10 protein-coding genes are annotated in these 13,116 nt (G+C 40.7%); 3 read left to right on the forward strand and 7 right to left on the reverse strand.

The genetic code is table 11. The features are described 5' to 3' along the window. Window positions 1-4: 4 nt before the first annotated feature. The 6 genes from ACYQ3A_RS09025 to sdhA form a co-directional block, all read right to left on the reverse strand. A complete protein-coding gene (locus tag ACYQ3A_RS09025; RefSeq protein WP_459896984.1) occupies window positions 5-745 on the reverse strand; it encodes an NADH-quinone oxidoreductase subunit B family protein in 741 nt (246 codons plus the stop codon). An 18-nt stretch (window positions 746-763) separates the two neighbouring features. Continuing rightward, the gene (locus tag ACYQ3A_RS09030) at window positions 764-1,936 is read right to left on the reverse strand and encodes a nickel-dependent hydrogenase large subunit (RefSeq protein WP_459896985.1); all 1,173 of its coding nucleotides are present in this window, start codon (window positions 1,934-1,936) and stop codon (window positions 764-766) included. After that, a complete protein-coding gene (gene hypF / locus ACYQ3A_RS09035; RefSeq protein WP_459896986.1) occupies window positions 1,920-4,175 on the reverse strand; it encodes a carbamoyltransferase HypF in 2,256 nt (751 codons plus the stop codon). Before hypF ends, ACYQ3A_RS09030 begins: the two co-directional genes overlap by 17 nt. A gap of 381 nt (window positions 4,176-4,556) precedes the next feature. Continuing rightward, window positions 4,557-5,417, reverse strand: coding sequence for a CoB--CoM heterodisulfide reductase iron-sulfur subunit B family protein (locus ACYQ3A_RS09040; RefSeq protein WP_459896988.1), 861 nt, complete (start codon window positions 5,415-5,417; stop codon window positions 4,557-4,559). After that, the gene (locus ACYQ3A_RS09045) at window positions 5,417-6,382 is read right to left on the reverse strand and encodes a succinate dehydrogenase/fumarate reductase iron-sulfur subunit (protein ID WP_459896989.1); all 966 of its coding nucleotides are present in this window, start codon (window positions 6,380-6,382) and stop codon (window positions 5,417-5,419) included. The genes ACYQ3A_RS09040 and ACYQ3A_RS09045 overlap by 1 nt, the downstream gene beginning before the upstream one ends. Window positions 6,383-6,392: 10 nt before the next feature. Next, window positions 6,393-8,093 (reverse strand): succinate dehydrogenase flavoprotein subunit, encoded by a 1,701-nt coding sequence (sdhA, locus tag ACYQ3A_RS09050; RefSeq protein ID WP_459896990.1) that lies wholly within the window; start codon window positions 8,091-8,093, stop codon window positions 6,393-6,395. Window positions 8,094-8,307: 214 nt separating this feature from the next. On the opposite strand from sdhA, the gene ACYQ3A_RS09055 reads away from it, so the two are divergent. Genes ACYQ3A_RS09055 through ACYQ3A_RS09065 form a run of 3 tightly spaced genes read left to right on the forward strand, consistent with a single transcriptional unit; the run spans window position 8,308 to window position 12,023 of the window. Further along, on the forward strand, window positions 8,308-10,002 hold the full coding sequence (locus ACYQ3A_RS09055) for an FAD-binding protein (protein ID WP_459896991.1): 1,695 nt from the start codon (window positions 8,308-8,310) through the stop codon (window positions 10,000-10,002). 58 nt (window positions 10,003-10,060) lie between these two features. Beyond that, window positions 10,061-11,182, forward strand: a complete 1,122-nt coding sequence (locus tag ACYQ3A_RS09060) for a succinate dehydrogenase/fumarate reductase iron-sulfur subunit (protein WP_459896992.1) — start codon at window positions 10,061-10,063, stop codon at window positions 11,180-11,182. Next, entirely contained in the window at window positions 11,175-12,023 is an 849-nt protein-coding gene (locus ACYQ3A_RS09065; protein ID WP_459896993.1) for a CoB--CoM heterodisulfide reductase iron-sulfur subunit B family protein, read from the forward strand. The genes ACYQ3A_RS09060 and ACYQ3A_RS09065 overlap by 8 nt, the downstream gene beginning before the upstream one ends. A 2-nt stretch (window positions 12,024-12,025) precedes the next feature. Here the strand turns inward: ACYQ3A_RS09065 and ACYQ3A_RS09070 are convergent, their stop codons facing one another. Next, on the reverse strand, window positions 12,026-13,078 hold the full coding sequence (locus ACYQ3A_RS09070; RefSeq protein WP_459896994.1) for an SO_0444 family Cu/Zn efflux transporter: 1,053 nt from the start codon (window positions 13,076-13,078) through the stop codon (window positions 12,026-12,028). Between the last annotated feature and the right edge of the window lie 38 nt (window positions 13,079-13,116).

The following is a 13,116-nucleotide window of genomic DNA, read 5'->3' on the forward strand; positions in this document are numbered from 1 at the left end:
ACCTCTAAGTATAAATAGGTTGCGGATATGGTTTAAAGCTTTGAGGACACGCAGCCAGACAGGAACCACAATGTACACACAGTGCAGGCTTAAATGTTGGTCTGTTGTAGTGATAATTAAAATTCATTGCTCTTGAGGAACAGGCTGTAACACAGGTACCGCACCCCACACATAACCCTTTGTTAATGACTTCTTTAACTATATCAAAGCCGCAAGCATCTTTAGAATTCGCCATAAACTCAAATGGCTGGAGAAAATCTTCATTAACCTCCAAAAGTGCTATCATAAAGTTGTAAAGGAGAGAAGGATTTGGAGGACATCCAGGAATTGCATATTTGATTTTCTGTTTCAGAAGTTCAACTTCCGTAAGCGGAATGAATGATTGGTGTGACGGCTGTGGAGCCTGACTGCCGACACTTAGCCTTCTTATTCCTCCAAAAGAAGCGCATCCACCAACAGTAACTATTATATTGGCTTTTTCAGCAAGTTCCTTTGCCAAACTCAAATGCCTTTTGTCCTCTATACAGAGTGCCCCTTCTGCAAAGGCAATGTGTAATTTTGGAACATCCTTTTTTTTCGTTAGCATATTGGAGTAAGCAAGTTCTACAGTATCAAGTATTTCCACTAAGTCTTCGAACATATCAAAGAAAGCTACCTGACAACCTGAACAGCTGGAAAAATGAAAAAAACCCAGTTTAACCTTAAAATCTGAATCAAAGTTAAAATCCTGTCCAAAGAAAAACATTTGAACTCCCTAAACCGTTCAATGAACTGCACAAACTATGCAAGGGTCATAAGCCCTTATCAAAATCTCTGCTTTTGAAGCAGGTATTCCCTTCAGAGTTTCCGAAATTACCATAAAGTTAATTTCCGTCGGTACCACTATTTTATAATATACTATTCTTCCTCTTTTGTCCAATTTGACAACATGAATGTTAGTTCCCCTTGGAGCTTCGTGGACTCCTACTCCTGGGGTCTCCCCATCGGATGTTGGAAAAGTTCTGTTCCACATTTCCACTTCAAACGAGCGGCTGGATAGTATTTCTTCAATTCTACTAAGGGCTTCTATGGATTCGAGAGCACGAAGGAAATGGAGCTCCTTAACTCCTCCAGATGGATGGTAAGATTCAAAGAGAACCTTCCTTGCCCTTGGTCCTGTTTCAACAACTTTTCCATCTATGAACGGAAACAAACCTGTAACTTCTCTCTTAAGAGGAGAATCGAAAATCTCCTGGGGATATTTGAATTCTATTCTTCCAGGATCTATCTGTCTACCATAAAACCTATCAGTAGCAAAAAAGGATAGATTGTGCTTACCAAAATCCTCAGATAACCCTTCCCGTTTCCAGAATCTATCAAGACCCTCCTTAAATTCTTCAAAGACTTGATTTATAATAGGTTTAACTTCTTCACACGATTTAAGTATCTTGTCTCTAACAAAGTCCTCCAGAGGTTCAGAAATTCCACCAACTCTTATGTTAGGAGCGTGAATGATTTCGCCGCCTATTGATTCTAAGACTTCCCCTGTAAACTTTCTAACTTTCTGGACTTTCCTGATAAAGGCGAACCTTTCTTCCCTGTCAGGAAAAACATCTTCAGAAATTACTATCTGATGGAGAAGATTATTGTAAATTCTTACAGCAAGTCCAAGAACCTCCCTGAGAAGTTCTGCCTCTTTTGGAACATCAATCCCAGCAGCCGATTCAACAGCTCTCGCTGAAGCTATAGAATGGGTTATCTGACAGAGACCACAGATTCTCGAAGTGAGTATAGGGGCCACAACAGCTTCTTTATCTAAGAGTAACGTTTCAAATCCTCTAACTGGAACAAGAGCATAGTAATAGCCTTTTCTAACTATTCCATTCTCAACTTCAAGGTAAAGACCTGAATGCCCCTCTGTAAGAGAAATTCCTTCGAGATTAATTACTCTTTTCAATTAAACCTCCATAAACCGCCTGTCCAAGAGAGATGCCACCGTCATTTGGAGGAAGTAATTGGTGAATAAGCACTCTAAAACCATTCTCTTCTAACTTCCTTGATAGGTTTTCAGTAAGTATTTTATTCTGAAAAACACCTCCAGAAAGAGCAACTGCATTTATTCCTGTCTTATCTCTCAACCTTAAAGCTACTTCCACGCCTACCTCGATAATAGTATTGTGAAACTTCTTTGCTATATCAGGCAAGGATTTCCCTGACTTCAAATCTTTAACTACTCCAACAACTACTGGTCTCCAATCAACTTCACTGTCTAAAACTTCAAACTCATAAAACTCGGTAGTCTCAGACTTTAAAGCAGCTTGCTCAAGAAGTATTGCAGCCTGAGCGTGGTAAGAAACTGTTTCTCTAATTCCTAAAATAGCAGCAATCCCGTCAAAGAGTCTTCCCATACTAGAGGTAAGAGGTGCATTGATTCCTTTCTCTACCATCTGTCTTATGAATCCGATTTTTCTCTTATCTGTTTTAAGAACAGATTCAGGCTCTATTCCAGCCTCTAAAAGAAGAGAAATTGCTACTCTGTAAGGTTCTTTAACAGCCCTATCTCCCCCTGGAAGTCCGAAAGTTCTAAAGTGGAAAGCTCTTTTAAATTCTGTATAACCTGCAATCAAAATCTCTCCACCCCATATGGTACCATCTTCTCCGTATCCTGTCCCGTCAAAAGCAAGTCCAATAACATTTTCCTCTAACGGGATTTCGTTTTCAGCCATTGTAGAAATTATGTGTGCGTGGTGATGATAGACCTTAACCAGTTTGTCTCCAAATCTTTTTTCTCCAAACTTTGTGGAATAGTAGAGTGGGTGGCGGTCACAAACAACAATTTCTGGCTCAACTTCAAAAAGTTTCAACATATCCTCTACAACTTCTTCAAAAAACTCCTCTGCTTTTAAATTATCTATATCCCCTATATGCTGGGAAAGGTAAACTTTATTACCTTTTGCAACTGCCACTGTATTTTTCATGTGAACACCGAGAGCAAGAACAGGTCTCTTCAATTCAAACGGTAAAATAACAGGAAGTGGAGCAAAACCCCTTGAACGTCTTACTGGAATCTGCCTCCCTGCCATTATCCTGACAACAGAGTCATCACACCGCCTTGCAATACGCCTATCGTGAATTAAAGCAGCATCAGCTATCCTGCCAATAATCTCAACAGCTTCTTCGTTTTCTTTTATTATTGGCTCATCGGTTACGTTAGCACTTGTTGCAACTATTGGTTTTCTAAACTCTTTAAGAATTATGTGATGAAGAGGTGTGTAGGGTAGAAAAGCTCCAACGGTTGAGTTTTCAGGAGAAATTAAAGAAGCCAGGTCAGTTTTCTCTTTTTTTTCAAGGATAACAATGGGAGACTCTATGGACTTTAGAGCTCTTTCTTCAAGACTCGAAATATATGCATAGTCCTTAACTGTCTCAAAATCTGGAAACATTACTGCAAAGGGTTTTTCTTCTCTGAGTTTTCGTTTTCTTAGCTCCTTCACCACTTCTTCATTTGTAGCATCACAGATAAGATGAAATCCCCCAAGCCCCTTTAGAGCTATAATTTTTCCATTTTTCAGATATTCAACAGTTAACTCTATTGCCTCTTCCCTTTCAGCAACTGCCTTTTTCTCCTCGTTTATAAAAGTTACATAAGGTCCACAGATCGGACAGGCATTTGGCTGAGCATGAAAACGCCTATTTGAAGGGTCTTCGTATTCTTCCTTACACAAAGAACACATTTCAAAATTCTTCATAGTTGTGTTTGGTCTATCGTATGGCAACTTCTCAATTATTGTAAATCTAGGACCACAATTGGTACAGTTTATGAACGGGTATCTGTATCGACGATCATTCGGATTAAAGAGTTCTTTTAGACATTCCTCACAGGTTGCAAGGTCTGGGAGAACTGAAACCTGAAGTTCTCCGCTCTTCTCGCTTTTTTTAATTTCAAACGTTGAGTATCCTTTCTCTGGAAGAAATTTGTACTCTAAGCTGTAGATTTTTGATATTTGAGGTTTTTCTTCCTGAAGCCGTAGAAGAAACTCTTCAAGCTTCTCCTTTTTTCCTTCAACTTCAATTACAACTCCAGATTCTGAGTTCAATACATAACCCTTAAGTCCCAGTTCAGTGGCAAGTCTATAGACAAAGGGTCTAAAACCCACTCCCTGAACAACACCAGTAATGCGAATTTTAAGGTTCATGGTCTGTACTAACAACTCCTTGAGTTAGTAAAACATAAAGAAATATAGTTTCTAATTTTAGGAATCAAAAGTACCCAACCCCCTTTTTTCAAAGAAGGCACACAGGCACATGCAGACAGGCGTTGATTTCTAAAAGTGGATCACATAAAATGCAAAGAAATTAGAAGATAGGAAAGAAATGTGGTGGGAAGCATCCACCGAGACCCATAAGAAAGATGTAATTAAATAGACGAGCGGAGAATAAAAGCTCCACCGTAAACTGCTGGGAAGTTAAGCTTGTGGAGGGGCTTTTGCCTCTGTAAAGCAAGAAACCACCCATTTTAATGGGTGGAGGAGGTCAACAGAAAAAAGGGAGAACAATTGTTCTCCCCTTTATAGTGATTAAACACAGTTTACTGGAACAATGTTTCTATGGATACCAAGTTCTTTTGGTTCTATTCCAAGAGCTAAGCCAACAAGCTGAGGAACGTGAAGAACAGGTATATTAAAGTTTTCTCCAATCTCTTTGAGAGCTCTACCCTGATTCGCATCAAGGTTCATATGACACAATGGACATGGAGTTACTATGCAGTCAGCCTCTTCCCTCTTAGCATCTTTAAGGTTTAAACCTGTCAGCTTCATAGATATTTTTGGTGCAGGCCAGAAAGCATGGAAACCACAACATTCAAGCCTTCTTTCACCACTAACAGGAGTGGCTCCAACTGCCTTTATTATTTTCTCAAGAGATTGAGGATTCTCTGAAGGCTCATAACCGATTATCTCTTTTGGCCTTACAGTATGGCAGCCGTAGTAGGGATAGACTTTCAAACCGGAAAGCGGCTTTGTAACCTTTTCTTTCAGCCCCTCTTCTCCAAATTCATCTAAGAGAACCCAGTGAAAGTGCTTAACATCAACTGTTCCTTTGTATTCAAGCCCAGCCTCACTAAGGATTTCATTAACCTCTTCCCTTAAATCGTCATCGTTATCAAGAAGGTATTTTGCTTTCCTCAGAACGAGAAGACAGGTACTACAGACTGTAACAATATCTCTCCCTGCTTTTTCGGCATAGGCAAGGTTTCTGGCGTTTACAACTATGTCTAAAACTTCTTTTATCTCTTCCAGAACACCAGCTCCACAACAACTGAACTCTGGAAGTTCAACCATATCAAGTCCTAATCTATTAGAAACTGCAATCGTTGACTCATAGAGCTCCTTGGAAGCTCCCTTTGCAGCACACCCTGGATAGAAAGCGTACTTTCCCATTACTCAACCTCCATAGCTGCTTTCATGACTTTAAGGAGTGTCTCATGCTCCTTGATAGGCTTCATAATTGGTGAGTGGGCCTTTCCTTTAAGGATCATCTTTATACCAAGTGGTAAGTTCTCAATTACCCCTTTAATTCCTTTAGTTCTTAGTGGTAGCAGCACTTCATTAAGCATTCCAGATTCAAGAAGGGACTTATAAAAGGCCATTACGTGTCTTGCACCAGGATTGTCTTTGAGACCTACTTCTATAGAGAGACCTCTTAGCTTCATTATTCCATCAACAGGGGCAATGTGTTTTGGACAGACATCGGCACACTTATTACACCTAACACAGTTCCACATATCAAAGGAATAGCCAACTTTTGCTCTTTCTTTTTTAAGCGAGTCTCTTGGATCAACTGCAAACCTGTAGACTCTTGCAAGAGGAAACGGTCCACCATAATTACTATCAACCTTTACTATTCCGCATGCGGAATAACAGGTTGTACACAGAATACAGTCTGTAAACTTGTCAAATTTTTTGAGTTCCTTAGGATAAACTTTGCTCTCTTCATCAAGAGTATCTGGAACAATCTCTGGATCTGGAATGAGATAAGGCCTCATTTTCTCCATCTTCTCAATTGCACTGTCCCAGTCAACAATTAAATCCCTTATAACTTCCATGTTATCGATAGGTTCGATTGTAAGAGTATCAGTCTGATAAACATCAAGCTCGTTAAATACCTGTGTTTTGCAGGCAAGTTTTGGATAGCCGTTTATTTTTACAGAACAGGAACCACAAATAGCACTCCTACAGAAAGCTCTGAATGCAAGAGTTGGGTCTATATTGTCCTTTATGTACTGAAGAGCCTCAAGTATTGTCATTCCTTTTGGAACATCTATTGTATAGTCCTTATAGTAAGGTCTTTCATCTTTCTTTGGATTAAAACGCCTTATTCTGAACGTAACTTTTCTACTTTCCATTTTTTCCTCCTTAGTACTTCCTCTCTTCAGGCTGGAACTTTGTAATCTTTACAGGTTTCCAGCTTATCCTGAGCTCTCCATCTTCTCCTCTTTCAATTATTGAGTGTTTCAGGAAGTTCTCATCGTCTCTCTTAGGATAGTCAATTCTTGAATGAGCACCTCTACTCTCTTTCCTTTCTAATGCTCCAAGAACAATGGTTTCAGCCACTTCAACCATGTTAAGGAATTCGAGGGTCTGCTGAAGGTTTGTATTAAATGTCATCTCTCTATCGTGAACCTTTATGTGTTTTGCTCTTTCCTTAACCTCCCTCACTTTTTCAAGGGCTTCTTTCATTCTTTTCTCTTCTCTAAAGATTCCAGCACCGTAAGTCATAACGTCGCTGAGTTCGTTTCTAAGGTCTGAGAGTTTTTCCTTTCCATCAGCATCAAAAAGAGCTCTAATCTTTTCTTCTTCTTCCCTAACTGCCATTTCATCGAAAGAAACAAAGCCGTTTTCAGAAACGTAATTAACTGCATCTTCTCCTGCTAATTTTCCAAAAACAACTATGTCAAGGAGAGAGTTCCCTCCAAGTCTGTTGGCACCGTGGACAGAGACGCAACCACATTCACCAGCAGCGTAAAGCCCTTTGATCTTTGTTCTTCCATAAATATCTGTATCTATTCCACCCATTGAATAGTGAGCTGTAGGCCTTATAGGAATAGGCTCTTCTATTGGATCAACTCCTTCAAAGTCAATTGCCAACTCTCTGATCTGTGGAAGTCTCTCGAGTATCTTCTTCTTCCCAAGGTGTCTCAAATCAAGATAAACAAACTCATTTCCTTCATTATCTTTAAAGCCCCTTCCTTCCATTATCTCAGTCTCAATAGCCCTTGAAACCAGATCCCTTGGAGCAAGCTCCATCTTTTCTGGAGCGTATTTCTTCATAAACCTCTCACCTTTGTTGTTTATCAGATAACCCCCTTCTCCTCTAGCACCCTCTGTAACCAGAATACCAGTTCTCCTGAGACCGGTAGGGTGAAATTGAACAAACTCCATATCTTTAAGTGGAACTCCAGCTCTTAAAGCCATCGCTGGACCATCTCCGGTATTTCCAAGGGCATTGGAAGTTCTCTTCCAGTAAATCCTGGCATGCCCTCCTGTCGCAAGTATCACAGCTTTTGCCCTTATTCCGTGAATTTCTCCAGTTCTAAGATCCAGTGCCACAACGCCTGCTATTCTTTCTCCATTGTGAACAAGAGAAAGGGCAAACCATTCATTTAAAAAGGTTACATTGTTCTTAATACACTGTTCATAAAGTGTCTGGAGCATAACGTGCCCAGTCTTGTCTGCTGCATAGCACGTTCTTGGAAATGAAGCTCCTCCAAATGGTCTCTGGGCAATTTTGCCATTCTGAAGCCTTGAGAATGGAAGTCCCATATGTTCCATTTCTCTAATTATCTTTGGAGCAGTCTGGCACATGAGTTCCACAGCATCCTGGTCTGCCAGAAAATCACTTCCCTTTACTGTGTCATAAGCGTGCTTTTCAGGACTGTCAGGAGCAACGTTTCCAAGTGCAGCGTTTACCCCTCCCTGAGCAGCACCTGTGTGGGATCTTGTAGGAAAGACTTTTGAAATTACTGCAACTTTTATTCCTTTTCTTTTACTTGTTTCAAGGGCAGCGTAAAGGCCCGCACCTCCTGCTCCGACAATAAGTATGTCGTACTGAAGCATTTCTCCTCCTAAATTTTCCAAGATAAGTTTTGTTTACAAGATTTTAACATTTACAAAAAAAGAAAGATATAACTATTGAAATTCAAGAATTTCTGGACAGAAGACCAAATAGTGCTACTCAGAACTGTTAAAATTTTGTAAAAATTTTGTAAAATCTTAACCAGCATCTTAAATTTATAACATTAAATGAGTCTAATCGTTTTAGGAGGTTTTCATGCTCGAATACGACATACTGATAGTTGGTGGTGGTGGCGCCGGACTTTACGCTGCACTCTGGGCTGCCGAGAACACAATCCTCAAGGTGGCAGTAATGACAAAGGTCTATCCGACCCGTTCTCACACAGGAGCAGCAGAAGGGGGAATAAATGCAGTTCTCACCCACTCTGTAGGCGATAGCCCTGAAGCCCACGCTTATGATACTGTAAAGGGTAGTGACTTCTTAGCTGACCAGGATGCTGTTGACATTATGTGTAAGATGGGAGCAGCTGTCATTTACGACATTGCCCACAGAGGTGTACCTTTCTCAAGAAGACCCGATGGAAGAATAGCTCAAAGGCCATTTGGTGGAGCATCATTCCCGAGAACATGCTACGCCGCTGATAAGACAGGATTCTACATACTTCAGAGTCTTTACGAACAGTGCTTGAAGAACAACGTTACGTTTTTAAATGAATGGTTTCTCCTATCAATAATCCACAACGGAGAAAGAGTTGAAGGTATTACTGCCTGGGATATCAGAAACGGAGGAGTTCACCTTATAAAGACAAAAGCTGTAATTCTTGCAACCGGTGGACACGGAAGGGTCTACTGGAACAGGACTTCGAATGCACTTGGAAACACTGGAGATGGAACCGCAGCCGTTCTTAGAGCTGGACTCCCTCTGAAAGATATGGAATTTATACAGTTTCACCCGACAGGTCTTGCAAAGACCGGAATTCTTGTTACTGAAGGTGCCAGAGGCGAGGGCGGATATCTCAGGAACAAAGACGGCGAAAGATTCATGAAAAGATATGCATCGGAAAAGATGGAACTTGCCCCCAGGGATATAGTTGCAAGGGCTATCCAGACTGAAATAGATGAAGGTAGAGGCTGTGGTCCAAATGGGGATTACATCTGCCTTGATCTTACACATCTCGGAGAGGAAAAGATAAATGAGAGGCTTCCTCAGACGAGAGAACACGCAATACTGTATGAGGGTGTTGACCCGGTAAAAGAGCCTATTCCAGTTGCTCCTACAGCTCACTACTCAATGGGCGGAATTGACACAAACAAATTTGGTGAAACTCCTATAAAGGGACTCTACGCTGCTGGCGAGTGTGCCTGTGTCTCCGTTCACGGTGCAAACAGGCTTGGTGGAAACTCTCTCCTCGATATCCTTGTCTTTGGAAGACTTACGGCTTTAAGAGCAGTTGAATATGCTGATGAAGCTCCTGAGACAAATCCATCTCTTGCAAAGCAGAAAGACGAAGAAAGAAAAATCCTTGAATTGATGGAATCGGACGGAAAAGAAAACATGGCAGAGCTGAGGCGTGAACTTGGAAACGTCATGATGAAGCACTTTGGAGTCTTTCGTGAAGAGTCTTCAATGAGAGAAGGTCTTGAAAAGCTTAAAGAAATTAAAGAAAGAGCTAAGCACGTTAAGGTTCATGACACAAGCAGAAAGTTTAATACAGAGCTTATCTCTGTCCTTGAATTTCTGAATCTTGTTGATCTCTCAATTCCAATTGCAATTCCTGCAATGGAGAGAAAAGAGAGTAGGGGAGCTCATGCAAGAAAGGACTATCCGAAAAGGGATGATAAAAACTTCCTCAAACACTCTGTAATAACTTTAAAGGAAGACGGAGACTACGAGCTTTCCTGGAAACCTGTCGTTATCAAGAAGTTCCTTCCAGAGGAGAGGAAGTACTAATTTGAAGGCTGGGGGGTTGGATGGTTAGAGGATCTGTAATATTGGTTTGGAGGTGAAGATGGAAACCGTTGTTCTTAAAGTTTTTAGATTCAATCCTGAAAAGGACAAAGTTCCCTACTATCAGGATTATGAAGTTCCGGTGGAAGGAACGCTTCTCAATGCACTTCTTTACATAAAGGATAATCTCGATCCGACTCTTGCATTCAGAGCGTTCTGCAGAAGTGAAGTCTGCGGCTCCTGTTCAGTGAGAGTAAATGGAAAAACAAAACTCGCCTGCAAAACTCTAATGAAAGATCTGGTTAAAACGTGGCAAAGAAAGCCTTTAAAAATAGACCCCATCAACCATATGCAGGTCATAAGGGATCTGGTTGTTGATATAGATAAACCAATAGAAAAGATGAAAACCCTTATTCCCTGGCTTGTTCCTGATCCAAGAGTTGTTCCATCCGATCCAAGGCACGAGAGTATCATCTATCCTGAGGAAATGGAAGCTTACAAAAACCAGATTCACTGCATGCTCTGTTTTTCCTGCTACTCATCCTGTGAAGCCGTAAAGGACAACGAAAGGTACAGGGGACCTTTTGCCTTCTCGAGAGCTTACAGGTTTCAGGTAGATAGAAGAGACATTGAGACCGCAAAGGAAAAAAGAATCAGATACTCAATTTCAGGAGGCTTGTGGAGCTGCGTCCAGTGTCAGAAATGCCTCTACGTCTGTCCAAAGGGTGTAAAACCTGCTGAAGACATTCAAAATCTGAGAGGACAGGCTGTTAAGAAAGGATTTACGGACAAACCAGGTGCAAAGAAACTCAAGCACTATGTTGATTGGATTTACGCAACTGGACAGATCAACAGGCTCTATCTACCTGAAGAAGTCTATGGGAACAGGGAAGCAAGAGAAAAACTTACAAAGGCCTACGAATCCATGGGAGTCGAGGTCTGGGAAGTTCCAAAACCTACAAAAGGTCTCATGAAGTTCAGGGATATTTACCTTGAAATCCTCTCAAAAGAGGACAAAGCACTTGAACTTGACTTTTCCCATGTCAGAAGGATTGACAAGAAAGTCAGCGACATCTTCAAAGCGGACATTTGTACGATTGTTGATACAGCTCATCGAGAAGGAAAGAGCAGTAAAGGACTTATCAGTAAACTGAAAGAGCTTTTAGGGGGCAGGGATGAATAAGGTTGGCTTTTATCAGGGCTGCTGCTTTCAGGGGCAAGACGCCCATATGTTTGAGACGATGAAGGAAATTTTCAAGATGATTGATATTGAACTTGAACTCCTTGAAGAAACCACCTGCTGCGGTGGAAACACCATAGACGAAGAAAACAGAAAACTTTCTTATGCAATAAATGCACGGAACATTGCTCTTGCTGAAGCAAGAGGCGTGGATATGCTCATCTCCTGTAACACCTGCTACATGGTAATTGCAAAAGCAAAAAGGGCGCTTGACACGAACAAGAAGTTAAGAGAAGAAATAAACGATTTACTGAAGGAAGAGGGACTTGAATATAAGGGAACCTCTAAAATCTGGCACCTTCTGGACTTCTTTAGAGACGTTGTGGGCTACGATAGAATAAGAAAAGCTGTTAAAAGATCTCTAAAGGGGTGGAAAGTTGCCGCTTATTACGGCTGCCACGTTCTCTATCCAAAGGAAATTGCAATAGACAACAGCGATAACCCATCATCTCTTCAGGAAATTCTGAAAGCTCTCGGTGCGGAAGTTATAGATGACTATGAAGAAAGAGATGCCTGCTGTGGATACCACTCCTTTTTTACAGATAAAAGCATGACTATGAAAAAGTTGAACAGAATTCTCCGAAATATAAAGGATACAGGAGCTGACATTGTTGCAACTCCATGTCCACTCTGCTTTAAATCTTTCGATATCTACCAGCTCCAGATGGAAAATCCACCAATGATTCCATCGTCCTACCTAACTGAGCTTATGGCTTACGCATTTGGACTTGATAAGAAGGAGTCTGGACTCGGACACCACCTTGTAAAAGTGGAAAAGGAATAATCTTAAGTCCCCATTTTTGGGGACTTCTTCTTTTTTATCTCCCATAGATTCTTGAAAAGTAAAATCAGAAAAATTCCAGTAAATAAAATCCTTATCGGATCTGACATTTCTTCAAGATGGACTATTTCTTTTGCACTAACTCCGTGAACATTGAAAATCCAATCAAGAAACACCCCAAATAGGATACTCCCGACAATTACTGTTGTCAAATAAACAAATAGTGTCCTTCTACCAAGGATTTTATCCACCACCCCTATTGTAACGGCATTGGTGGCTGGCCCCGCTGTCAGAAATACGAAAGCTGCACCTACCGGCACTCCAGCAATGATCAGAGAGGCTGCTATGGGAAGGGAAGAAGTAGCACATACATACATTGGAATGGCGACTGCTAAGACCAAGATATAACTAAAAGTAGCATTTTCCTTCAGGAAGATTTCTAAATTTTGCGGTACAAAAGTGGCAATTAAACTACCTATGACTATACCCCAGAAAAGAGGCTTTGCAATATCTCTAAACAGCGTTCCAAATCCATATTCAATAGCTCTTTTCAAAGAAAACCGCTTCCTTTCTTGAACAGTAGGAACATCACACGATCCATTACAACAGCAACTACTTTCCAGAGCCAATTCTTCTTCCTTAGAATCCTTATCAAGAATAATGCTTAAAAATCCAGCAACCAACGATAGAATCATAGAAGTGATAACTCTATACACTGTAAAGAAAAGACCAAATATTCCATAGGTTGCCAAAATAGAATCAACTCCAGTAATCGGTGTGGATATAGTAAACGTTAGCACGGCTCCTTTGTTGGCTCCTTTTTTTCTCAGCGCTCCGATAAATGGAACCACACTACAGGAACAGAGTGGTAACGGTATACCAAAAATTGCTGCTTTAATTAATGACCCGAAATTTCCTTTCCCGAGATGCTTTTTTATGAAGTCCTCAGGCAACAATTCGTGTAAAATTCCAGCTATAAAAAGTCCGATGATTATATATATTGCTATGGAGTTCGTAAAAAGAAAAATATTTACGAAAAATTCCCGTAGATAATTCACTCCGGCCTCTTAAATTTTTTCTATATTAGATTGTATCA

This window comes from Desulfurobacterium crinifex (assembly GCF_054656775.1).